Here is a 22,535-nt window from a genome sequence, read left to right on the forward strand (position 1 = left end):
TTGGGGGATGACGCCAGCTTCCTTCCTCCGTTATAATACCGTCATGAGATAGAATTGATCAGGATGATGGAGGAGTAGACATGGAACTGGATAGTGTGCAGATTGAGTATGCGCGTCGCGAAGACTTGCCAAGGATTGTGGAGATCTATAATTCCACGATTGAGAGCCGGATGGTGACGGCGGATTTGGAGCCAGTGACTGTAGAGCAGCGAGTTCCGTGGTTTGAGGAGCATTCTTCGGATCATCGTCCACTCTGGGTGATGAGGCATAACGGACAGGTTGTGGCCTGGGCCAGCCTGAGTTCATTTTACGGACGCCCTGCTTACAATGGGACGGTGGAAGTCAGCGTATATGTAGATCAGCAGTGTCGGGGCATTGGGGCAGGAGGACGCTTGCTGAACACGATTTTTGAAGCTTGTCCTGCGCTTGGAATCAAGACGATTTTGGGCTTTGTCTTTGGGCATAATGAACCGAGTCTGGGGTTATTGCGCAAGCATGGCTTTGAACAGTGGGGGTATTACCCCGAAGTGGCTGTGCTGGATGGCATCAACCGGGATTTGGCGATCTTGGGCAAAAAAATATAAGCGTATTTCAAAGTAAATGAAAACCTCCAGATCCACAGCGCGTGGATTGGAGGTTATTTTTGCTTACATGGAATATATAACTGAGGTTTTAGGTGTGGGACACGCCAAGCCTTTGCTTAATATCCTGAATCTGTGCCAGATGACGCTCTTCATGATAGCTTGCAAAATCGATCCACTGAGCCAGATCCATCTCACCGAAAACCGGGTGAGGAAAGGACTTGCTCCGTAGCAGTTCAGCATCATGATCCTGTGCAACGTGCATCAGCGCCTGATGCGAGGCTTCCAGGTCGTGGCGAACATTCGTCAGAGCTTCCGGTTCCGCAGGAGGCTGGAGATGAGACGGAGCGTTGACAGAGTGGCTGCGATCCAGTGTTAGCTCATATGGTTTTTTGTCCACAGAAACGGTCTGTTCCTTCTCTAGCGCCGCACGAGCTTGCTTAACAATTATACGTTCCATCAGATTTAGGTGACGGAGCACTTGCATCATACTCCAGCGTTCAGGTGTGGGTCTAAGGTTCAATTGTTCTTCATTAAGTCCAGAGATCGCTTCCCAGATTTGGCTACGAATGTCGTTATTACGAGTGAACATCGTGCAATCCTCTCCTTTATATGAGTTCTATGATGTTAGCTTGTTTATGTGTAGGCCCAGCATGTGGGTGCTTGATATATATCATAGAGGATATGAAGGGTGAATGCGAAGATGGATTACATTTTCCTTGTTAGTTGAAGTTGTACAGGTGAGAACAAAACTATTTCTTATAAATGAGCTATTTCAAATCATACCATCGCCAAAAAAGGATTGACGCTAAGTGCTGCTGGACTCTATAATCGATAACAAGTAACTTGATATGTAAGGAGTCCTGACATGGTATGTTAGTAATTGACGAGGTGTATCAACATACAGCATTGCAAATATCATCGTCCGATTTATTGTACCTTATCCAACAGCTCAAGGTCAAAAAAGAAAATGAGATTGAAACGCTCAAACATAAAATTGAACAATTCGAGCAAAAAAAACGTGCGGAAGAAGTCGCTTATCAATCTTTGTCGACAGTACGCAAATGGTTCGCAGGGCGACCCGCATCCCATCACCAGGCGGTGGAATATATGGTCCAGGTGAAGGAACGTTTTCGCAAAATGGAGCAGATTCGGCGGCGGATACGAGAACTGGACCGCATTGCCGAACGAATCAAGCATCCGGACAGCATTGAACGGGACGAAATCGAGCTTACGCCCGAAACGATCCGGGAGATTAGACAGCTTAGGGAAACGGAGGATGTATAAGCATGACTTTGGAGACGTTAAGCTCCGGGATTGATACGGTCTGGGTCGTACTGAGTGCAGCCATGATTTTGTTGATGGAGGGCGGGTTTGCCCTGCTGGAAGCTGGCTTTGTACGTTATAAAAATAGCGTGAATATTATTATGAAGGTTTTCGCCGACATTACAATCGGAACATTGCTTTTCTATGCGATCGGATTTGGTTTAATGTATGGTTCTGATGCTGGTGGTTTGGTAGGCATAACCGGATTTTTCCTCAATGGAGATTTGTCTCATCTAGACGTACCCGTATCACTGGAAACATTTTGGCTGTTCCAGGCCGCGTTTACCATTGCCGTCATTTCCATCGTATCGGGTGCTGTGGCTGAGCGGATTAACTTTCGCGCCTACCTGCTGTACATCATACTGATGACGGCAATTATTTATCCAATTGGTGGTCACTGGGCATGGGGCGGCGGTTGGCTCAGCAAGCTGGGCATGCAGGATTTTGCCGGTTCTGCGGTCATTCACGCGTTGGGCGGGTTCTCTGCACTGGCCGCAGCGATTATTATTGGGCCGCGTAAAGGAAAATACACGCCGCTTGGCGTGAGTGCCATTGCGCTTCCGAGCAATCTGCCGCTGGCCTCTGTAGGCGCATTTCTGCTATGGTTCGGCTGGTTTGGCTTCAATGCAGGAAGTACGCTCAGCGCGACTGATGTAAGGATCGGTCACATTGCCATTGTTACGATGTTGTCTGCTGCTTCGGGCGGCGCAGTTACACTGCTCTACACCTTGTTTCGTTTCAATCGTTCGGATGCACCATCCGTCATTAATGGCTCGCTGGCCGGTTTAGTTGGTATTACGGCGGGGTGTGCCTTTGTCGGTGATGTGGCTGCGATATTCATCGGGGCGGTATCCGGATTGCTCATGATGGCTGCAACGAATTGGCTGGACCGCAGGCAGATTGATGATCCGGTGGGTGCGTTCCCTGTTCATGCTGTATCCGGGATGTGGGGAACGATTGCCGTGGGTTTATTTGCAACGGATGGGGGCTTGTTCATGGGAGGCGGCTGGAGGCTGCTGGGTGTTCAGGCGCTCGGCCTCACGGCTTTGGTCGTCTGGGGATTTGTCATGACCTGGATCGGTCTGAAGCTGATTGGCAAGATGGTTCCTGTCCGTTCTACGGAAGAAGAGGAAGATCTGGGCCTGGATATTAGTTATCATGGTGTAATGGCTGCCCACCAGTCGCATGAGTTTCTGGATAGCGAGGAGCATATTCGTGCATTCCAGGATGATCTACCGCATCGGAATCGTTAGGGATGGGATGGATCGTAAGGATAGAGGCTGACAGCGAATGTCAGTCTCTTTTTTCGCTAGAAGCAGGGAAAGAAGAGGCAGCGGAAGAATATACAGGTGTGTACCTGAATATGTCTCACCATAGATGTATTGTCAGAAGGGGAGGATCTGTATGATTAAACCAGAACAATGTGAACGTCTGACCAGAAAAGCCCGGAAAACACTTGAGGAATATGGATTGGGTAATGCTGCCGATCTGCTGTTATCTTCAAGTCGTTGGGGAATTCGCCTTGATGTATCGACAACGGATGAGTATCGCAGAACAGGAAATTCACGTGTAGGTGGAGATCCGGATCTGCCGGAGAACATGAAATGGCCTTTGACACAGGATGGAGTACCTATGACTTTCCTGGCCCAGTTGAATCTTGTGGACTTGACGCCATATACGCCAAATGATGGTCGCGGGAATTTGCCCGAACGGGGCATGTTATATTTTTTCATTGGAGTGGATGAGCCTGCTTATCATATTGAGCATCGTGTAATTTACGAGCCGGACGCTCATAACCTGACAAGGCGAGAGCCTGCGGGCGAAACTGCGCTGAAGCAGGAGGATTTTGTAGCGCACTCGGTAACGGTGCTGCCTAACCTTGAGTTTCCTACATATGCGTACATTGATTCCCTGGATCTGAATGCACTCGCTGCCCCGCTATCTGGTGGAAAAGTAGCCGTCGAAGGGGAGGAAGGTCTATATGACCGATACCTTGAATTCGAGTCCAGCTGGAATCATCCGAGTACACAGAACTGGGGTGGCATGTTTGGATATCCTGACGGTCAACATCCGGATGCAGAGCATCAGGCGCTGTTACAGATCGTACTTGGTGAAGAGTATGATTATGATGAGCTGGCGTGTGAGAAGAAGCTGACTGCTCATTATGGCGGAGATGAGGAACGGACACAACAAGAGCTTTCGGATACACTGCTTCTATTGAAAATTGATACGCATGACGCTATCGGATTTCAATGGTGGGACTGTGGAGAGTTGCAATTTTTCATTCGCAAGGAGGACTTGCTTGCAGGACGATTCGATCAAACGTATTGTTCGTTATATTCAAGTTAAGTTCATGTTTGTTATCATAGAAGCAACAAAAAGTCCCAAATGCCGTCTATAAGAGGGAGGAGGGGCTTTTTTGTTAGTCATTGTTAGTTTTCAAACATGGCTGGTTTATATATGAAGGGGGAATAAATGGGTTGATTAGCGATCATACGTTCTATATAATGGGATAAAAAGGGAGTGTTTCTGTTGATTCAATCCGCATTTAAACATATTGATGTGGCAGTCACATCATTAATCAATTTATGTGACCAACTATCCGAACAGGATTTGGCTTTGACTCCGATTGAAGGCAAACGGCCGGTTGGAGAATTGCTTTCTCATCTATCCGTCATTTGTCGTGCAGATGTACATATTTCGGAGGGAGCCTCTGAAGAAGAAATGGCTTTGTTTTACGAGGAAAATCAGCCGAATACACTCAGTGAGATCAAGGAAGCGCTGATTGCCAATCAGATGTACCTTTACCATAGATACAGACAGTTTAATACGGAGGACTTATTACAGGTGACTGACTCCTACTGGGGCGCTTCGTACAGTCGTCTGGAGTGGCTGCTTGAGATTATGGGACATGTATACCACCACAGGGGCCAACTGCACACGATGCTAACTTTGACTGGTATAGAGCCCAAAGTGGCATTGTTTGAATAGAAAAAATAGATACATCATACCGAGTTTCTGCCTGAATAGAAACAAGATTAGATAGAATACATAGAGCATGTTATCCGAAACAAGCAACGGTTAAATCGGGATTAGATCGACGATACTATACTTTACTGATAGGGAGTACCAAATGGAAGGCAACAACACTACATAGGTTGAGAGAAATAGACTGAACATATTCAGAAACTTTATCAGCTTACGATAATCGAACCCATTATGAGAGGGTATTCAGTATACTGGAAATTTAACGTTGGTATCCCTTTTCTGAGCGTGATGATTTTCGCAGATTCATATTCTAGTGGTATACTCTGATCAAAGCAATGATTCATGGAATGGAAAGGAATAATGCCGTGGCACAGCCAGCAACCATTCTGCTTGTGGATGATGAGCAGGATATTATTAAATTGATGGAGATTTATTTTGGCAATGAAGGGTATCGAGTTCTAACAGCTAGTGATGGGATCGAGGCGCTTGAGCAATTGAAGAAAGAGCCAATTGATCTGATCATTCTGGATGTCATGATGCCAAATATGGACGGAATTGAAGCCTGTATGAAAATTCGGGAAGAGCAGAAAATGCCGATCATTATGCTGTCCGCCAAAAGCATGGATATGGATAAAATCACAGGGCTGAGCATCGGTGCTGATGATTATGTGACCAAGCCGTTTAACCCGCTTGAACTAGTGGCACGGGCAAAATCACAGCTTCGCAGGTATCATACCTTCAATGAAGGCCGGGAGAACAAGGAGCATGAATGGGTGATTGACGATCTGGTCATCAATACCGATACCCATGAGGTCTGGGTGGATGAGCAGCCTGTTCGTCTGACTCCCCGTGAATTTGCCGTTCTGGAGCTGCTGGCGCGCCATCAAGGCTCTGTGCTTAGTATGGAGCAGATCTACAGACAGGTCTGGAAAGAGGAATTCATGGAATCCAACAACACCGTCATGGTGCATATCCGCAAGATTCGGGAGAAAATTGAACTCGACAGCAAACATCCCAAGTTCATACAGACGGTATGGGGTGTTGGGTATAAGATGATCAAACCACAATAAGCACGTGCGTTTACAAGGTGAATTGGATACAGAGCGTGAGCAGGGAGTTCCGAGATGAATTCAAAATTAATTAACACAGTCCGGTGGAAATTTATTTACGCATTTATGCTGAGTGGCATTTTGACTGCGGCTATTTTGTATGGGGGCAGCAAAGTTGTACGATCCATTCTGGATGCTCAGACCTATCCTGATTATTCGCTCCCTGCAAGGGGTATCAGGTGGCTGGTGAACAATATTGGGTCGGTGCCATTAATGATTATAGTTGGCATACTTGGCTTTGTGCTGTTCTTTTTCCTGTTCACACGGAGGCTGATGCTCGTTTTGGATGAGATTACGGCGGGAATTCAGGAGGTTGCCAAAGGAGAGTTGTCTCATCGGATCGAGGTAAAGACATCGGATGAATTTGGCGTTGTTGCTGCCAGCATTAATCAGATGGCTGAACAATTGCAGCTGTCATTGCAGGAGGAGCGTAGTGCAGTCGCTGCCAAAAATGATTTGATTACAGGCATTTCTCATGATTTGAGGACACCGCTTACCTCCATTCTCGGATTTTTGGAGTACATAGAGAAGGATCGGTATCAGGATGAAATTGAAATGCGCTATTACGTGAGCATTGCGTACGAGAAATCATTGACATTAAGGAAGCTGATCGACGATTTGTTCGAATATACCCGTGTCAGTGGTGGGAGCCTGCCCTTGTCCTTGACTTCTTTGAACCTGAACCCGTTTCTGATGCAGCTGGCGGAAGAGTTCGCTCCGATGCTGGAAGAGGCGGGCATGACATACAAGATCATCGGTGGACAGGAGCCTTTATGGATTCAGGCCGCTCCCGGGGAGCTTGTACGTGCATATGAGAACCTGTTCAGTAACGCAATCCGTTACGGGGCACAGGGGAAAGTGATGGAGATCGCGTTGTCTCTTGAAGGTGATGAAGCCGTGGTGCGTATCAGCAATTACGGTGAACCGATTCCGGCGCAGGATTTGCCGCATTTATTTGATCGATTCTACCGGGTGGACAAGTCCCGCTCTCGTGATACGGGCGGCACCGGTCTGGGGCTGGCCATTGCCAAGTCAATGATAGAATTACATCAAGGAAGTATAGCTGCCTACAGTGAACAGGGCCGAACCGATTTTGTTACGCGTTTCCCTGTAACTGCTGCTCCGATGAACAGAGATCCAAGAGGTACGTTAACCGGGCAGAATTCTCGTCCGATGTATTAGATCTTCCCTTGATTCAACATCCTAATTGCTTAATTAAGAAAATGATAAGAAGTTACCCACTTCCTCATTAAGAAATATTCGGTATTCTTAACCTCAATCGTACACATGAGCTGCAAAATTGAGGAGGATGCCGAATATGAGATTATTATTACGTACAGTCAGACTTAGATACATATATATCTGTGGAGCAAGCGCGTTACTTAGCGCAGCGCTCCTATTTGTCGTTTATCACATGTTACGTTTTGCCCACCGTCATCTCCTGTCTGAGACAACAGGGATAACTCGCGTTATGCATTGGGTGATAAACCATATCGGAACAACACCGTTGGTTATATTCATCGGGGGAAGTTTGTTTGCCTTGTTTTTTTGGTTTCGATCGCAGAAGATTGCAGATGACCTCAAGGTCATTGCTCGTGGAGCTCATGAGCTGGCTAATGGCCAAATTTCAGCACCGATTGAAGTGCTGAATGGCGGGGAACTGCGGCAGATTGCTGCCGATCTGAATGACGTTGCGATACGTATACAAGCGGAGCACATAAATAGTTCAGATCATGAGTGGATAGAACGGGAGCCGAGAGGCGAAGAATGGTTCGGAAAGCGACATATCCAAGATGATTTGGTTGGTTCACAATCGGGCCGCTTAAGTGCCGATCTGCCGATTAAATTGACTCTCTATGGTGTTCGTTCATCGCTTGATACGGTCATGGAAGGACGCTGCCGGGATGAAGCGGAGATTCAGCACTGGGTCAGGCTGGCGTATGAACAGACGTTAAGGCTGGAGCTTGCCCTGGATTCCATGGAAATGAAGCCACAAGAACATTCAGGTTCCATTCCACATGTATTCAGGGAGCCTGAATGTTGAGATCCAGTATAAGGCGGGGAATCTATCACATATTTGATGCCTCTGTAGTGATCGTTATTTTGCTTGTGATCGGCTATATCTATCTGGTTGCTTACGGCGAAGGTGTACTTCGAAATCATCCTGAGGCCATATCAACGGCCTCTTCCACCATCATTACGAATGCCAACGGAACAGAAATTTCGAGATTACAAGTGCAAACCAAGGGATATTCGGAATATGCCGATTTGAAGGACATGCCCGATCTGTTAAAGCAGGCGTTTCTGGCTACGGAAGATCGACGTTTTTATAATCATGACGGATTGGATTTTATCGGGATTGGCAGGGCGGTTGTGCAGGATGTTTTACATATGAACCTGAGTCAGGGAGGTAGCTCCATTACACAGCAGCTGGCCAGAAATCTGTACTTGAACGGAGATAAAACCCTGGTTCGCAAGGTGAATGAGATGTCGATTGCCATGGCGATGGAAAAGAAATTTAGCAAGGATGAGCTATTGGAGCTGTATCTGAATCATATTTATATGGGACGTCAGCAGTACGGGGTTAAAGCAGCGGCTTGGCGCTACTTCGGGATTAAGGATTTACATCAGCTTGAGATTTGGCAAATGGCTACGCTCGCCGGAATTCCGAAGGGGCCTTCTATATACAACCCGGTGGATCGGGAAGAACTATCACAAGAGAGGCGGTCTGTGGTTCTTGGCCTCATGCATGAGCAAGGAATTATTACAAAGAGACAGATGGAGGAAGCGCGAAGTGTGGACTATACACCGCCAGATCCAGCATCTGCATCGAGTCCAGGCTCGCCAGTGCCTGCTTACGTGTCTGCATTAGATGCGGTGATCGAGGAGGCTTCTCGCCTTACAGGCAAAAGTATGGCAGAGATTCAATCCGCAGGCTGGACCATTCATACAGGATTGGATGATCAAGCGCAGCTAGCGATGGAGCAAGCGTTCCGCGAATCTTCCCGGTTCCCCGATGATCGCAAGGATGAGCAAGTGCAGGCGAGCATGGTCATACTGGACCAGCATAACGGTGAAGTCAAAGCGATGATGGGCGGGCGTGACCCTGTAAAAGGAGGCATCAACCGGGCAACCACGGATGCGAGGCAACCAGGTTCTGCATTCAAGCCCATTATTGCATACGGACCTGCACTGGAATCCGGGCGGTTTAAGCCGGAGAGTATACTACCCGATCAACGCATGAAATATGGGAGTTATCAACCAAGCAATCTGGGTGGGCGTTACCGAGGTGCAGTTACGATGTCACAAGCCATTGAACATTCCATTAATGCTCCAGCCGTATGGCTGCTGCATGAGACAGGGTTGGGACGCGCACATCAATTTGCTGATCGATTGGGCATTGAACTGGGTAAGGAGGATCTCAATCTGTCGATTGCCTTGGGAGGCTTGCATAAGGGGGTATCTCCACTGAAAATGGCTCAGGCCTATTCTGTCTTTGCCAATAACGGCAAGTTTAATACGGCACATCTGATTCGTGAAATTACGGATTCACGTGGCCGGGCGATCTATACCTTTAAGCCAGAGAATAAGCAGGTGATCTCCACCAGCACGGCAACGGCCATGACTGGTATGCTCCAAGATGTGGTCAGTCAGGGAACAGGCAGTAGAGCACAGCTGAGTCGGCATAAGGTAGCGGGGAAGACAGGAACAACGCAGGCTGCATTACCTGGTGTAAGCAAGGAGGGCAATCGGGATCTGTGGTTCGTGGGATATACTGGCAAGTGGACGGCTGCAGTCTGGATGGGATTTGATCGTACGGATGCAGAGCATTATATGAGATCCGGAAGTGGTGTGGCGGCAGATTTATTTGCGTCGGTTATGAAGCGTGCTTTGCCATAAAAGAGAAAGGTTTACTGTATAACAAAGGACAAGGATTTTCAAGCAGACATGGGGGATTTCTGTCTTATGGATCGTAAAGTTATCGAATAGATGGATGCAACGATGAGACCGCTGCAAGGGAGATAATCCCGATTCAATATATGTTAAAAATATGGAAAACCCGTGAAGGACAGTTTACCCTGTCTCCCACGGGCCATTATCGTTTTAGTGATAGTATATTCATCTACTGCTAGGATTTTGCTCGCAACGATTCTGGTAAACGACGAATCATTTGGTTCAACACTTCGGACAATACAAGTCCGATCGCGATGGCACCGGATAACATGAGTGCCTTGGCAGCCATCTCCATGGCAGCACCGTAGTCATTTTGCACAAAATTGCGCATCGCATTATACGCCAGCCCACCGGGAACGAGCGGAATGATGCCTGCCACGCTAAAGATAATGACGGGTGCGCGAAACGTACGGGAGAACAGCTGGCTGATGACACCTACAGCGATGGTCGCTGCCAGTGTAGCAGGAACAGCATCTGCTGCATATTCAAGCACAATGTAGATGATCCAGCCGATCATGCCAACAAATCCACCGTGAAGCAGCATGCGTCGTGGGGCGTTGAAGATGATGCCGAATGCAGCCGAGGCGACAAAGCTGGTCAGGGCTTGTTCAATAAAATGAAGCATAACCTGCAACTCCTCCGTCTTACATAAAAAGTGAAAAAACAACAGCAATGCCGGTACCAATCGCAAAAGCCGTCAGGAACGCCTCGGCTCCCTTGGATAATCCGGACACGAGATGCCCAGCCATCAGGTCACGCACAGCATTGGTAATCAGCAACCCCGGTACCAGTGGCATGACTGAGCCAATAATGATTTTGTCCCGTTCATGACCTGCACCCATAAAGACAAGCAAAAAGGCGAGCAGACCGATGACAAATGAAGCTGTCAGCTCGGCAAAAAACTTCACGAGTACCAGTCGATGGAAGGCGATGACCGCTGCATAGCCGATACCACCGCAGAGCACTGCAGGGAGAAAGTCGACCCAGCCTCCACCAAACATAATGGTAAAGCACCCACTGGATAACGCCGCCGCCGTAAGCCGCACAACTGCAGAATAGGAGGAGGGCTGTCCCTCAATTTGTTGTAATAACGCATACGCTTCTTCAACGGACAATTCACCTTGTCCAATACGCCGGGAAACGGCATTCACTTCGGATACCTTATGCAAATCCGTGGTTCGTTCGGAGATTCGTATCAACTTGGCAGGCTCGGTTGCATCAACCGAGAAGAAGATGCCTGTGGGCACAACGTAACTGTGTGAATGGGGAAGGCCCAGCGCGGCAGCCATGCGTTTCATCGTATCTTCCACACGATAGGTTTCACCGCCGCTTTGCAGCATGATTTTGCCTGCCAATAGACAGATTGCGATCACACGGGATTGTTCAGTATGATTTGTCCCAACCAGCTCCGTCTCAGACTGAGGCACGGGTGGAGGATCATGAGGGATATATTCCAACCGGATCAAGCTCCGTTCATATGAGATAAGGCTTGGTGCCGACACCATTGTATCATATTTCACACGTTAGCAAGGAAACATACCGCACGAACGACAGGAAGTCATCCAGATTGCAGAGATTGATGCATACATTCAAGCCAAAAGGACTACCCGAGCACCCCTAAACCAACCAAAAAAATCTTCGTTCCCGGACCCAAGGGCCTCCGGAGCAAAGATTTTTGGATTTGGCTCTATAGCGATAAAAAAACAATTACATCAACAGCGTAATGACTAACAGCTCATACAGTACGAGTGGCAGAATCGTCGGTCCAAACAAGGCACGCGGCTCAGGATATCCATGCATCGGCGTAACCTGGAGATATAGAATACCCCGATCTGCGCTGATAATGACACCTTCCCATACCTGACCATCGATATTCTGGACTTGCACCTTCTTGCCTACGTGCTGCCGGGCTGTATGATGAAGCATATTCCGCACACTTTGCACGGATTGAAGCATCGGTTGATTGGCTTGGTATACGACAAGTGCGGATGGTGTGGATGTGGATTCAGACATGATGCACAACCCTTCCTCAAAATAAGTTCTTACTTCAAGGTATGCATCTGCCTACAAAAGGTGTTTACACAAATGCCATCTCAAGCCTTCCGCGCCCATTTTCATAAGCGACTTTGCCCAGTGCGCCATTCACAAAGGTTAACTGTGGCGGGATGTGGCCCAGATCCACATCATACAGTACGGGAACATCTATATCCCCCAGCGCTGAGGTTAGGGCATCGGTAAAATTGAAATCTCCTGTATCCGAATACCCGGCAGGTCGGCCGAACATGAAGCCTTTAACGCCAGCAAACCAGCCAGCCTGTCTCATCTGCCACAGATGACGGTAGATATCACCCGCATTCATTTCACAGCTTTCCAGATACCAGATGGTTCCTTCTTCCGCACAGAACTGATCGAGATACGCTTCAACTGGTGCGTAAGGTGTGCCGATCAGACAAGTGATTGTATCCATACAGCCGCCGATCAACCGACCTGAGAACGTAACCTGTGCGTCAGCTCCTTGGGGCCGCCCCAGCTGTTTCCAGTGTGAAGGGGTATCCAGATTAAACCTCGACAACTCCGGTTTCCATTCCGATTGATAGTGGGTGGAGGAAGATTGATTGATCTGCCCTCCGTGTCCAGTCTGCAATACATCAATCCAGCGGGCGGTCACCGGATCGAGTTCATTGGACCTAAGATCCACGTAGTTTGTACCATGTGCCGAAGCCGTTCCGGTGATCAGGGTGTATGCGAATAAAAAGGTACTGATATCTGAATACCCCATGACCCATTTGGGCGGCAAGGTTTTCAAAGCTTCCCAATCCAGCAGGGGCAGGATATCCATAAGGAACTCTCCACCCCACGGAGGGATAATTGCCTGAATCTCAGGGTCACGGAAAAACGCATTGATCTCGGCTGCGCGATCTTCCTTGGACGAACTTACACATTTGGCGTTATGCCGTAGAAAAGGGCTCTCCTGAACACCAAAACCAAGGCGCTCCATGTTGTGCCTGCTCTCTTCAAGGTAATGATGCAAGGATTCACCCACACCGCTGGATGGCGCAGCCACCCCAATGGTATTTCCCGGTGCGAGTGGTTGTGGGTAACGGATGGAACGGTTATTCATTGTGGAAACATCCTTTCCTGTGACATTTTGATTTAATGTAGATGTTTGGTGTTTCCATTATAGTGCATGATTACTTTATGTGGCTTGCTATTATGGCGGCTCATCTTTCATTTAGGGAGTCACAGGAATTTCAATAGAAAACGGTGCACGACTTTGATAAGGGTAAGAGAATATTTCCATTGTTAGTTTTCCTTTAGCTACGGCTGCATTTTTAATGACAATCCTTGCTTCGGAGATCCCATTTTCACCTGAAGGACTCCAGCCGAACTCATTAATTTCGAAAGGCTTTCCCTTACTGTCCTCGATATTGGTAAATGATAGCCCAGAAGTGGCATCTTGAGAGTTTGAGATTGAAAACTCGATGACCAGATCTTTGCCCTGTACCGTGCTTTTCAGGAATTTCAAACTCGATGGGCCACCTTGTATTTCACCTGAAGAAGGATCGATGCTGATAACCAGTTCATCCTTATCCAGCGCTGCAAGGCCAGACCCCTGCAACGTCAGTTTTTTCGGAGTGGAGAAGTACATACTTTCGAAAAAGACGGAACTCCCAGAGCCCGAGATGGAAGAAGAATCCGTTCGCCATGCTCGGCCTTGCTCATCCACTAAATGTAGATCACGGATTCCGAAGATTTTTTTGGTGTTGTTCCGATCATATTCTATATCAAGTACAAGGCGAGTGGGATGCAGAACGGCCTGTTTTACATGAATACGCTGCCCGTCCACGGTCATGGTTTGGTTTACAGGGATGACTTTTTTCATACCTTTCGTTAAGCTGTGATCCACTGGGAAAGTGACCTTCCACTTTTTAGCCCCTTCCTTACCTCGTTCCTTAAATACAACGGTCAGCTCTTGTGGCGGTAAAGATTCTGTGAATGAGACATCGATTTTATCCTCATAAACGCCATTTTCTGAAGCAGGCTTAGGAGAGGAATAGCTAAACGCAACAGGAAGATCCTTTCCCTTTTCATCAAGCAGATCGATATCATAGTTGCCTTTCTCGGAATCTTTCATGCCTTTCAGTGTGTAAAAAATAACCATACGTGACTCGTCTGTAATAATGCCGTCCACGGTCATTGAAGCCCCATCATGCTCATCGGTCACACCGACCTTCTGCAAGAGGGACTGATCGATGGCCATCATTAATCCTTTATCCTGGCGAATCATGCTAACGATACCTTCCATGCCCGGTAGCTGCTCTACAAAGGACGCAAAAGCGGGAGAGACGCGGATACATCCCGTAAACAAGAGGATAATTGCAGCTGCCGAGATGGAACTCATATACCAGCGCAGCCGCGATCTGCGCTTGCGCGTGGCCTGACGGATTCCGGCCTGTACAGCCTGATATGTTCCGGGGCCGGGTACAGGTATAGTGTTGTATTCCGTTTTACGAGCATCCAGACGATGTTCCAGACCTTCAAATGATTCCATTTCATCGGTCATGATAATTTATCTCCTTTCGTTTCAAGTTGATTCCGAAGCTGTCCGAGAGCTCGATGCAGTCGGGATTTTACGGTCCCTGTAGGAATTTCCAGAATGTCAGCGACCTCTGTCAAAGAGAAGCCTTCGAAATAACTCAGAATAATAATCTGCTTACAATCCCGATCCAGCGCAGAGACGGCTGCGGCAAGATCGGGGTCTTCGGGTCGGTCCCAGCCGCTGGGTTCATGAATTTCGGTAACGTGGCTGAACCGGCTCTTGCGTTTGCGTTCGTCCGCACAGTAGTTCAGCAGAATACGGATTAGCCAGGTGCCGAAATAGGAGGGTTCTTTTAGTTTCTTGAGCTTTCGATAAGCTCTATAGGTAGTCTCCTGTATCGCTTCCAGCGCATCGCCTTCGTTGCGCAGATAGGCATAAGCGATCCGATACAGTCGGCTCTGATGCATCTCCATTAAGGCTGCAAAAGCCTCGGCATCCCCTTTTTGTGCCACGATGGTTAGTTGAGCAGGGGTCACATGGCTCCTCCTTTCATGGATGTTGTTGCGTATTAGACCGTGGAAAGGGCCAAACGGTTCTTGGTTTTGGAAAATAAAGTTATGTATACATGTACTGAAACTACTATAAAGAAGGAATTTGCGCAGAAAATCGAAAATAACCGCCAAGCTCCCCTTTGACTCAGAAAAAGGAGTTCGGCGGTTGTTATGCATTTTATTGAAGTTTCGTCATCCTAAATTACGGTTCCCACACTCAATCTTGGGAATAGAGTTGCTTTACGGCTTGTAGGCCAGGCACGGTAAAACTCGCTAGCGGAGAGGGAAGATCGTTCAATGGGAACCAGCCGATCTCGCCAATGGCACCGCCTTCCTCCAGATTGCGGGCAATACCGCGGATGACCCGAGTAAAATAAAGTACGGATATCCAATGTTCTTCCTGTTCCGGACGAATGGTTTCGGCCGTGCAGAGTAATCCCTCGATGGCAATATCCAAATCGACTTCTTCCTTAATTTCCCGAATGACCGCCGTTTCCAACGATTCGTAAGGATCGACTTTGCCTCCGGGGATACTCCAGGTGTACTGTTCAGGCTGGCGATTCCGCCAAACCAAAAGGACTTCATTGCGCTCGTTGAGGATAACCGCCCCAACACCAATGCGAGGTTGAACAGAAGCATCCGCCATGAGCTTGGCTTGTGAATCAGACAACGCAGATTCTTCAGCAGCTAGCAGTTGTGAGTCTGAGTGATCTTCCGTCTGTGCAGCTCCCCGGACTTGAGTGGACTGAAACGCCAAAGGAAGCTTGGTCTGCGTTGACCATTCTTCCGCAAGGATACTCATGGAGATCAGATCATAATGCGTGCCATCCCGCAGAACGGCAGAGCGCTGACGACCTTCCTCCCGAAATCCGGCTTTGAGATATGCACGTCTCGCAGCTTCATTGTATTCAATCACTTCCAGCGAAATCCGGTTCAGATTCAATTCATGGAATCCATAACGAATGATCAGGGCAAGAGCATCACTGCCGTAGCCTTGACCACGATCTTTGTCATCACCAATACCAATCGCCAGTCGTGCAGAGCGGTTATTCCACTCAATTCGGTAGAGGGCCGTAAATCCAATGAACCGATTGTCCTCCAGAGTACGCAGCGCAAATTCAAAGCCGTTGTCTCTCCGAACTGCGGATGACCCCGTCTCATCAGGCGTTAGTGGAACAGCAATATCGGTATCCAGATTACGCAAGTAATCATAACTGTCAGTGAAGCGGCTGAGCCGCATGCAGTCTTCCGGGCAAGGAGCGGCCAGTCGTACTTTGGAGCCTTGAAAAGCATTTAAATGACGTGGAGCCATGTTGCACCTCTTTTATTTGATATGAAATCAATCATTTTATCTCATTATACTACGAAAGGAGAGGATACCGAAAAAGGACATAACCAGGGGAGTCGAACCTTCTGATTAGGAAAAGAAAAGCTCCACCAAATTTAATATAGATCATCTGTATATTTCCGAATATTAGACAAAACAAAAAGCAGCCAAAGGGCTGCTCTACCATTCATTATTTCATATCCTGCAACAGATTTTTCATTTTCTTGTAATGCCCGCTTACCCGGTCAACCATGTAGTTATACATAAGCTGATTCTCCGAAAGATCCGCCATTTCCTTGTCAATGTCAACGTTATTGTTGTTATTATTCATGGATGTTTCGTTGTTCTCGACAATCTGGTAATTAACGATGGAAGCATTGGGATTACTGACCGGAAAGTGTTTTTCATGAGTCCGCTTCATGGCGAGCTGATCTGTTTTACCATTCTCAATGATACGTCTAAGCTCTTCCTCAAACTCCACCGATTTCTTTTTGTAATTGGGTGTGTCTGCATTGGCAATATTTTCAGTGGTAACCTGGTGCTGTACGTTCAGCGCTTGTAACAGAGATTCATTGCGTCTGGAAGTGTTCGTTTCAATCAACGGCTCAGTCTCCTTCAATGGAAATGCAATTGCTTTCATCATAAAAAATTGCGCTGCCGCCTGTCAAGTTAGGCAAAAGAAAAGGACAAGCGCACGCCGGAGGCTTCCGTTAAGAAATCCTGCCCTCATGTCATCTTATCCTTATTCAGTCTTTATGAATCAGTCCTCACGAATCAGCCATTAAGAAGGACGATTGATGTTTTTGCCATAATAAATCTCGTCCATTTCCAGCTTCAGCCACTCCGTAATTTCCTGTTGCTCGGCTTTACTCAGTTTATCTTTGGTATAACCAAACAGATAGTTATCGAGGTCGAATTCCCTCAACTTGCACTTGGTGTGAAAAATGTTCTCCTGATACACGTTCACGTCAATCATGTCGAAGCTGCTCTTGATCTCATCCGGAATATAATTCTGAATCGAACCGATCTCATGATCAATGAACAGCTTGCGTCCGCTCGTATCCCGTGTAAACCCCCGTACCCGGTAATCCATCGTCATAATATCCGTATCAAACGAGTGGATCAGATAGTTCAGCGCCTTTAGGGGCGAGATTTCACCACAGGTAGAGACGTCAATGTCTGCCCGGAACGTACTGATGCCTTCACTCGGGTGGAATTCGGGATACGTATGAACGGTAATATGGCTTTTGTCGAGCTGCATGACGACATTATCGGGCAGGGGACCGGGGGATTCATCGAAGGATTCTTCGGGAATCTCCACAATGGGGCCTTCCGAGACAAGCATTGTCACACTTGCACCCTGTGGAACATAATCCTGTTGGGCGACATTCAGCACATGGGCACCGATAATGTCAGACACGTTGGTCAGTATTTTACTGAGCCGGGCCGCATTATATTGTTCATCAATATATTCAATGTAAGCTTCGCGTTCATCTTTGGTTTTCGTGTAACAGATATCGTACATATTGAAACTCAGCGACTTGGTCAGGTTGTTGAATCCATGCAGTTGAATGCGCTGTTCTGGCGTTAATGTCATGGTTGCAGTTCCCCTTTGTCCCATACGACATGGTAATCGCAGTTTTACTACTACTTATACCCAACCTGCGGCCAAAAAAAACATATGTACGAATTCCTGAACAACTAAGCTGCTACATAAAAGTGCAATGATCACTAATTCATTCGTACCTTATCCGAGGTTGACTCATTTGATCACTTAGAATGAAGAATCCTCGTAATCCCCAACATCGTTCATCCGTTCATCTTCGGCGACCGATTGGATATCCTCTGATGTGATACTAATGATGGTGTAATCTTCATTCTGCTGCTTTTTGACTGCTTTTTCCTTAATAAAACGAGGACTGCCATCTCCGGCATCTTCGTCATAGACGAGCAGGAGACCGTCGCTTTTGCGCAGCAGCAAGTCATCCCGAGCAGTGAACTGCCACGGGCCGATATACGGCTGACGACTAATCGCTCCGTAATAGTCTACACCTTGCAGGATGGAGCGATAATACTCCTGTTTGTCTTCCTTCCATTGTTCCTCTGGATTCTGAAAAGCAGTAATGATTGACAGCTTCAGATCCGGGAACGTCTTCTTCAGCTCAAGCACCACTTCGCAGGCCCATAGGTCCACGCCGTATTGTCCTGGGGTCAGTACCCATTCCAGCCCGTCTTCGACCAGAGGTGTAAGACGGGAGGAGATGGCCTTCTTGATGAAAGGAATCCCCTCATGCTTCTGTCCAAAAATCTGTAGTTCATGTGCACGATAACCGGTAATCAGCAAGTTGTTCAGCATCGGTTCCTCCCTTCAGACTTGGTTAGGCCATCGGCCAAATCTGGCACCGGGGCTTGTCTTGAATAGGCTGAGATCTGAGCCACCAATGCTTGTTCTCTGAATCATTTCGTTATTTCGCTGGTGGGGCATCTGCACGGAATGGATACAGGAACTGCTTTGGAATATCGGTCTCAAATCGCATTAGCTCGCCTGTCGTTGGATGGATGAACGAGAGTACCCGTGCATGCAGTCCGAGGCGTCCAAGTGTTTTGGTTTGTGCACCGTATTTTTTGTCGCCTGCAATGGGATGTCCGAGATCTTCCATATGCACACGGATCTGGTTTTTTCGTCCCGTTTCCAAACGGACTTCCAACAGGGAGAACTCGCGGTTCGACTGCAGACGTTTGTAGTGTGTAATCGCATGCTGTCCATCATTCGGGCGAGGACTGGAATACATTTTGAGTGTCTTGGTTTCTTTCAGCCATGAGGAAATGGTTCCTTCTTCCTTCGCAACGGCACCTTCTACAAGGGCAACATACACACGTTCCTGTACATTATCTTTCCAGTTGTCCTGCAGTTTCTGCTGCACTTCTTCACTCTTGGCGAACATCATGACACCCGAAGTGTCGCGGTCCAGACGATGGACAATAAATATCCGGTTCAGCGCGTTGGTACGGCGAACATGCTCGGTCAGCTGGCGATAAGCGGTAAGATCATCACTTTTGTCAGCGGCAATGGATAGCAGTCCGGCTTCCTTGCGAATGACAATGATATCATCGTCTTCATGCAAAATGTTAATGCCTGTCAAGGAAGGAGCGGCAACGGCGCCTTCTCTGCTGATCGTTACGATCTGCCCTGGCGTCAGCTCCAGATTAAACTTGGTAACCACTTTCTGATCAACGGATACCTGTCCGCGACCCAGGATGGATTTGACCGCATTCCGGCCGGACTTCAAGTGTTTCAGCAAAAAGTTGAGCAGTTCATCCGGTTCGGTGACTTTGTACGGGCGTGGTGGTTCCTGCTTACGATAATAGGAATTGCCCGAGCGTTTGGCTGCTTTGGGTTTGGATGCTCCGGCTTTCTTGGGAGCTGCGGAGGACTTGGCAGCTACTGGCTTTTTCGCCGCTCCTGCATTGCGTGATGCGGATGGTCCTGATGATTTGGCGGAAGTAAAAGTGGACCGCCCGGACCGCGCTGTGGACGAACCTGCAGATGCTTTCCCCTTGGCCGATGTATTGCCTGTTGGGCGTTTGCGTTTATTCATAAATACTAATCTCCTTCTGAACAGCCTGTACCGCTTGTGTGCATACGATCCGTTCATTTCGTTATGCAGTCCAATATACCATTAACCGGGGGCAAATAAAAATAGGTGGAGAGAATCTGTTACCCATCCAATCCAAAGAGAGTCGAGATTCATAGAATAACGTATCCCATAGCATTGGAGGTGTTACTCATGGGTGTGTTTCTTGATATGAGAAGTTCGATGAACTCGGGAACGGTTGGACAGCCCGGTTTGTCTCTGGGCCCATCACCAGAAGCGTTCGGCTCCATTGGTCTGCAGACCCTTGGTGTCCCAAACCCCATTATCACCTTGAATGGCACGGTTGGTGTTACCGGAGAAGAGGGGGATACGTTCGTTGTTGAGCTTGTACGGGGCAGTTTTTACGATCCGTTCTTTGTGATTTATCGCGCTGAAGGGACGGTAGGTCAGAGCGGTGGCGCTGAATTTCATTCGTTCACTGCACAGGATCTGTCCGCACCGCCTGCACTGGAAAGTGTATATACCTCGTTTATTTCCGGGGTGTCCACATCTGTACGGACTGGACCTGAGGTGTTCTATGGGATTGCAGCTACCAATTGGTTCCTATGAACAGACTTGCTAACCACAGCAGATGAAGTCCTGAAATGGATAGGGTATCCCTTACGTTTAGCGCTAATAAGACCCTCAAGTCTTACGGTGAAAAGAGAAAAGAGAAAAGAGAGAACAAACCAGAACAAAATCCCGGCTCTGAGGAGTCCGGGATTTTGTTGTAATATCCACTTTTACAAACTAGTTGGCGCGGCCTTTCAAAATAATGTTGTTGGCTTTGCCGAAGTCAATGGCGACTTTGCCTGCAAGTGCTGCTGTCCGCTCCGCAAGTACAACCGCATTCACGCCACAGGAGAAGAGAGCTACATCGAAGGTATCCCGATTCGTTTGAATCCATTGCAGTGTTTCCTGCATCTGATCCCAGCTGTCGAAGGGCAGCGCAGCTGTAATATCCAGATGATATGGCTCCTGAACGAGCATGGCCCTCAGCTGCTCAATCTCCCGGGTAACGAGCAGAATACGCTTGCCAGCAAGCATATTCCAGAAGCGTGGCACCTGGGCGAGTTCCCGATTGACACAGGCATGGCAAGTCAGTGCCGGAGAGATGCCGAAATGTGCGAACACAATGTCGGTCAGCTGTCTTTTGAGATGCTCCGGGGCTTTGATGCTACTGTCCCCGTGTGGAAGAACGCCTACGATATCCGCGCGCTGCAAGGAAGCGGCAACCTCATCCCGGAGCTGCAGATTGGGTAGACGCAGTCCTTTTTGCCCCAAATTAGCCTTGATGGCCCATCGCTCCTTCAGAACCTGTTCCGTGCTCCAGACCGTTTCCTGAGACATGACGATATTCTCCCCATCGCCTACACGAACAAGAGAGAAAGGACGCTTCTCCCTCACCGCGGCTTCAAGTTGATCCAGCACACCCTCCATTTCAAGATAGACTGCATTCATTTTGGTATAAGGCCCCCTTTGAAAATTCAATTGCTCTATTCTATGTTGCAGCTTCGACAACGTATTGTGCATTCGACCCGGCAGGGCACATCTTCGGGTGTATATCAATCTACTTCCGGGAGAGGTAAGCGCTGAAGGGCTTATGTAAAAGCTGATTTATGGAAGAACCTGTGCAAGTGTCCGGACCGATTCTATTATTTTTTCATACGTTATAGAGTCAGCTTGTTTGAATAGAGCTTCTGTATGGCATCTTCAGGCAGACAGAGGCCGTTTTTGGTGTGGAAAGGGCTGTAAAAGACTATGAAAATAGTCTGACTGAAGTGAAAGAAATAACAGAATGAATGAGGAGGAAGGGTATGTCCAGAAAAGTGGTTATTGAGATTAACTTCAACAATTACGGAATGGACCCGCAGCGATTAACGAGAGATTGGCTGGAGCGGCGAGTGGGCATTTTTCGTAGATTCACCCTTCATTGCCTTAAGGCCCAGACGAATCAGGATTTCCTGGCCGTGTTGAAGCTGTCCAAGGAATCGGGGGAACTGATGCAAGAGATTCTGGCTGAACAGGAGCCGCTGCCTTCCAATATACGTTTTGGAACAACAATCGAAAGTGTGCGTGCCATTCTGGCTTTTGCCGAGGGAGTAGAGGATATCTATATTGCCCGACTAGATTCGGATGATCTGTATCACAAAACGTTTGTTCAGCAGCTTTATGATGTGCAGCCACAGCCTGGAACGATGGCACTCATTAACCAGAATGGATACCTGTGGGACAGCGTGAATCATGAGATGGCGCCAGCGTTTCATCGTTCCCCGCAATTCTATGTCTACCTATATAAAACGGCAGAGTACGCTGCAGGATACCGGGTGAAGCTGCCGGGCCGGGGAACACATGGCAATGTCATTGAGCTGCCGCATGAGCTGCTGGCTCCGCGTAATTACGTGAACATCGTGCATTCCAGCAATACTTCCATTAAAAAAGTACCGCCGAAAGATCGGTTAAACCGGGAAGAGATGGCTGCGGTATTACGCGAATTCATGATCTGAACAAGGAGGGATTTACC

The 22,535-nt window shown here is 48.0% G+C and carries 24 protein-coding genes and 1 pseudogene; 11 read left to right on the forward strand and 14 right to left on the reverse strand.

The window, feature by feature from the left end; translation table 11 throughout:
* The first annotated feature begins 80 nt into the window (after positions 1–80).
* The gene (locus tag P364_RS0106765) at positions 81–584 is read left to right on the forward strand and encodes a GNAT family N-acetyltransferase (RefSeq protein ID WP_024629387.1); all 504 of its coding nucleotides are present in this window, start codon (positions 81–83) and stop codon (positions 582–584) included.
* 88 nt (positions 585–672) lie between these two features.
* On the opposite strand, the gene P364_RS0106770 is transcribed toward P364_RS0106765, so the two are convergent.
* Positions 673–1,173: a DinB family protein gene (locus P364_RS0106770; RefSeq protein WP_024629388.1), complete on the reverse strand. Its 501-nt coding sequence runs from the start codon at positions 1,171–1,173 to the stop codon at positions 673–675.
* Between the two features lie 281 nt (positions 1,174–1,454).
* Between P364_RS0106770 and P364_RS0106775 the strand changes: the two genes are divergently transcribed.
* The 8 genes from P364_RS0106775 to P364_RS0106810 all read left to right on the forward strand — a co-directional run bounded on the left by P364_RS0106775 (position 1,455) and on the right by P364_RS0106810 (position 9,904).
* Positions 1,455–1,868 carry a hypothetical protein gene (locus tag P364_RS0106775; RefSeq protein ID WP_024629389.1) on the forward strand — a complete coding sequence of 138 codons (414 nt, stop codon included), beginning with the start codon at positions 1,455–1,457 and terminating at the stop codon, positions 1,866–1,868.
* A 2-nt stretch (positions 1,869–1,870) separates the two neighbouring features.
* On the forward strand, positions 1,871–3,160 hold the full coding sequence (locus P364_RS0106780; protein ID WP_024629390.1) for an ammonium transporter: 1,290 nt from the start codon (positions 1,871–1,873) through the stop codon (positions 3,158–3,160).
* Between the two features lie 151 nt (positions 3,161–3,311).
* On the forward strand, positions 3,312–4,256 hold the full coding sequence (locus P364_RS0106785) for a YwqG family protein (RefSeq protein ID WP_024629391.1): 945 nt from the start codon (positions 3,312–3,314) through the stop codon (positions 4,254–4,256).
* Positions 4,257–4,430: 174 nt separating this feature from the next.
* Positions 4,431–4,898, forward strand: a complete 468-nt coding sequence (locus tag P364_RS0106790; protein ID WP_236642096.1) for a DinB family protein — start codon at positions 4,431–4,433, stop codon at positions 4,896–4,898.
* Positions 4,899–5,242: 344 nt separating this feature from the next.
* Positions 5,243–5,965, forward strand: a complete 723-nt coding sequence (locus tag P364_RS0106795) for a response regulator transcription factor (protein ID WP_029880794.1) — start codon at positions 5,243–5,245, stop codon at positions 5,963–5,965.
* A 54-nt stretch (positions 5,966–6,019) separates the two neighbouring features.
* A complete protein-coding gene (locus tag P364_RS0106800) occupies positions 6,020–7,186 on the forward strand; it encodes a sensor histidine kinase (RefSeq protein ID WP_024629394.1) in 1,167 nt (388 codons plus the stop codon).
* A 136-nt stretch (positions 7,187–7,322) separates the two neighbouring features.
* Positions 7,323–8,048 carry a HAMP domain-containing protein gene (locus tag P364_RS0106805; protein WP_161634215.1) on the forward strand — a complete coding sequence of 242 codons (726 nt, stop codon included), beginning with the start codon at positions 7,323–7,325 and terminating at the stop codon, positions 8,046–8,048.
* Positions 8,042–9,904, forward strand: coding sequence for a transglycosylase domain-containing protein (locus P364_RS0106810; protein WP_024629396.1), 1,863 nt, complete (start codon positions 8,042–8,044; stop codon positions 9,902–9,904). The genes P364_RS0106805 and P364_RS0106810 overlap by 7 nt, the downstream gene beginning before the upstream one ends.
* A 229-nt stretch (positions 9,905–10,133) precedes the next feature.
* Here P364_RS0106810 and P364_RS0106815 read toward each other — a convergent pair whose 3' ends face one another.
* The 12 genes and pseudogenes from P364_RS0106815 to P364_RS0106870 form a co-directional block, all read right to left on the reverse strand.
* Positions 10,134–10,583, reverse strand: a complete 450-nt coding sequence (locus tag P364_RS0106815; protein ID WP_024629397.1) for a threonine/serine exporter family protein — start codon at positions 10,581–10,583, stop codon at positions 10,134–10,136.
* A 19-nt stretch (positions 10,584–10,602) separates the two neighbouring features.
* Positions 10,603–11,298, reverse strand: a complete 696-nt coding sequence (locus tag P364_RS0106820) for a threonine/serine exporter family protein (RefSeq protein WP_236642097.1) — start codon at positions 11,296–11,298, stop codon at positions 10,603–10,605.
* Between the two features lie 367 nt (positions 11,299–11,665).
* Positions 11,666–11,971 carry a hypothetical protein gene (locus P364_RS0106825; protein ID WP_024629399.1) on the reverse strand — a complete coding sequence of 102 codons (306 nt, stop codon included), beginning with the start codon at positions 11,969–11,971 and terminating at the stop codon, positions 11,666–11,668.
* Positions 11,972–12,035: 64 nt separating this feature from the next.
* Positions 12,036–13,079, reverse strand: coding sequence for a S66 family peptidase (locus P364_RS0106830; RefSeq protein WP_024629400.1), 1,044 nt, complete (start codon positions 13,077–13,079; stop codon positions 12,036–12,038).
* Between the two features lie 111 nt (positions 13,080–13,190).
* Positions 13,191–14,522 carry a DUF4179 domain-containing protein gene (locus P364_RS0106835; protein ID WP_024629401.1) on the reverse strand — a complete coding sequence of 444 codons (1,332 nt, stop codon included), beginning with the start codon at positions 14,520–14,522 and terminating at the stop codon, positions 13,191–13,193.
* Entirely contained in the window at positions 14,519–15,034 is a 516-nt protein-coding gene (locus tag P364_RS0106840; RefSeq protein WP_024629402.1) for an RNA polymerase sigma factor, read from the reverse strand. The genes P364_RS0106835 and P364_RS0106840 overlap by 4 nt, the downstream gene beginning before the upstream one ends.
* 232 nt (positions 15,035–15,266) lie before the next feature.
* Complete coding sequence (locus P364_RS0106845; RefSeq protein WP_029880802.1) at positions 15,267–15,695, reverse strand: NUDIX domain-containing protein; 429 nt, start codon at positions 15,693–15,695, stop codon at positions 15,267–15,269.
* A 174-nt stretch (positions 15,696–15,869) separates the two neighbouring features.
* Positions 15,870–16,361 (reverse strand): annotated as a pseudogene (locus P364_RS36760) (GNAT family N-acetyltransferase); the annotation flags it as partial.
* Between the two features lie 205 nt (positions 16,362–16,566).
* Entirely contained in the window at positions 16,567–16,977 is a 411-nt protein-coding gene (gene flgB / locus P364_RS0106855; RefSeq protein WP_024629403.1) for a flagellar basal body rod protein FlgB, read from the reverse strand.
* Between the two features lie 180 nt (positions 16,978–17,157).
* Positions 17,158–17,973, reverse strand: coding sequence for an adenosylmethionine decarboxylase (gene speD, locus P364_RS0106860; RefSeq protein WP_024629404.1), 816 nt, complete (start codon positions 17,971–17,973; stop codon positions 17,158–17,160).
* Between the two features lie 177 nt (positions 17,974–18,150).
* The gene (locus P364_RS0106865) at positions 18,151–18,732 is read right to left on the reverse strand and encodes a DUF1273 domain-containing protein (RefSeq protein ID WP_029880796.1); all 582 of its coding nucleotides are present in this window, start codon (positions 18,730–18,732) and stop codon (positions 18,151–18,153) included.
* A 109-nt stretch (positions 18,733–18,841) separates the two neighbouring features.
* Positions 18,842–19,975, reverse strand: coding sequence for an RluA family pseudouridine synthase (locus P364_RS0106870; RefSeq protein ID WP_024629406.1), 1,134 nt, complete (start codon positions 19,973–19,975; stop codon positions 18,842–18,844).
* 189 nt (positions 19,976–20,164) lie between these two features.
* Here P364_RS0106870 and P364_RS0106875 point away from each other — a divergent pair, with 189 nt between their 5' ends.
* Positions 20,165–20,581 carry a hypothetical protein gene (locus P364_RS0106875; protein ID WP_024629407.1) on the forward strand — a complete coding sequence of 139 codons (417 nt, stop codon included), beginning with the start codon at positions 20,165–20,167 and terminating at the stop codon, positions 20,579–20,581.
* 180 nt (positions 20,582–20,761) lie between these two features.
* Here the strand turns inward: P364_RS0106875 and P364_RS0106880 are convergent, their stop codons facing one another.
* Positions 20,762–21,472: a GT-D fold domain-containing glycosyltransferase gene (locus P364_RS0106880; protein ID WP_024629408.1), complete on the reverse strand. Its 711-nt coding sequence runs from the start codon at positions 21,470–21,472 to the stop codon at positions 20,762–20,764.
* A gap of 356 nt (positions 21,473–21,828) precedes the next feature.
* Between P364_RS0106880 and P364_RS0106885 the strand changes: the two genes are divergently transcribed.
* Entirely contained in the window at positions 21,829–22,518 is a 690-nt protein-coding gene (locus P364_RS0106885) for a glycosyltransferase (protein ID WP_024629409.1), read from the forward strand.
* Positions 22,519–22,535: the final 17 nt, after the last annotated feature.

Source organism: Paenibacillus sp. MAEPY2, assembly GCF_000499205.1.
Taxonomy (GTDB): Bacteria; Bacillota; Bacilli; order Paenibacillales; family Paenibacillaceae; genus Paenibacillus; species Paenibacillus vandeheii.

Excerpts from the sequence above, each read along its gene's own strand:
- P364_RS0106765 (WP_024629387.1), top strand. The coding sequence starts at position 81 with ATGGAACTGGATAGTGTGCAGATTGAGTATGCGCGTCGCGAAGACTTG.
- P364_RS0106770 (WP_024629388.1), bottom strand. The coding sequence starts at position 1,173 with ATGTTCACTCGTAATAACGACATTCGTAGCCAAATCTGGGAAGCGATC.
- P364_RS0106775 (WP_024629389.1), top strand. The coding sequence starts at position 1,455 with ATGTTAGTAATTGACGAGGTGTATCAACATACAGCATTGCAAATATCA.
- P364_RS0106780 (WP_024629390.1), top strand. The coding sequence starts at position 1,871 with ATGACTTTGGAGACGTTAAGCTCCGGGATTGATACGGTCTGGGTCGTA.
- P364_RS0106785 (WP_024629391.1), top strand. The coding sequence starts at position 3,312 with ATGATTAAACCAGAACAATGTGAACGTCTGACCAGAAAAGCCCGGAAA.
- P364_RS0106795 (WP_029880794.1), top strand. The coding sequence starts at position 5,243 with ATGGAAAGGAATAATGCCGTGGCACAGCCAGCAACCATTCTGCTTGTG.
- P364_RS0106800 (WP_024629394.1), top strand. The coding sequence starts at position 6,020 with ATGAATTCAAAATTAATTAACACAGTCCGGTGGAAATTTATTTACGCA.
- P364_RS0106805 (WP_161634215.1), top strand. The coding sequence starts at position 7,323 with ATGAGATTATTATTACGTACAGTCAGACTTAGATACATATATATCTGT.
- P364_RS0106810 (WP_024629396.1), top strand. The coding sequence starts at position 8,042 with ATGTTGAGATCCAGTATAAGGCGGGGAATCTATCACATATTTGATGCC.
- P364_RS0106815 (WP_024629397.1), bottom strand. The coding sequence starts at position 10,583 with ATGCTTCATTTTATTGAACAAGCCCTGACCAGCTTTGTCGCCTCGGCT.
- P364_RS0106820 (WP_236642097.1), bottom strand. The coding sequence starts at position 11,298 with ATGCTGCAAAGCGGCGGTGAAACCTATCGTGTGGAAGATACGATGAAA.
- P364_RS0106825 (WP_024629399.1), bottom strand. The coding sequence starts at position 11,971 with ATGTCTGAATCCACATCCACACCATCCGCACTTGTCGTATACCAAGCC.
- P364_RS0106830 (WP_024629400.1), bottom strand. The coding sequence starts at position 13,079 with ATGAATAACCGTTCCATCCGTTACCCACAACCACTCGCACCGGGAAAT.
- P364_RS0106835 (WP_024629401.1), bottom strand. The coding sequence starts at position 14,522 with ATGACCGATGAAATGGAATCATTTGAAGGTCTGGAACATCGTCTGGAT.
- P364_RS0106845 (WP_029880802.1), bottom strand. The coding sequence starts at position 15,695 with ATGGCGGATGCTTCTGTTCAACCTCGCATTGGTGTTGGGGCGGTTATC.
- speD (WP_024629404.1), bottom strand. The coding sequence starts at position 17,973 with ATGACATTAACGCCAGAACAGCGCATTCAACTGCATGGATTCAACAAC.
- P364_RS0106865 (WP_029880796.1), bottom strand. The coding sequence starts at position 18,732 with ATGCTGAACAACTTGCTGATTACCGGTTATCGTGCACATGAACTACAG.
- P364_RS0106870 (WP_024629406.1), bottom strand. The coding sequence starts at position 19,975 with ATGAATAAACGCAAACGCCCAACAGGCAATACATCGGCCAAGGGGAAA.
- P364_RS0106875 (WP_024629407.1), top strand. The coding sequence starts at position 20,165 with ATGGGTGTGTTTCTTGATATGAGAAGTTCGATGAACTCGGGAACGGTT.
- P364_RS0106880 (WP_024629408.1), bottom strand. The coding sequence starts at position 21,472 with ATGAATGCAGTCTATCTTGAAATGGAGGGTGTGCTGGATCAACTTGAA.
- P364_RS0106885 (WP_024629409.1), top strand. The coding sequence starts at position 21,829 with ATGTCCAGAAAAGTGGTTATTGAGATTAACTTCAACAATTACGGAATG.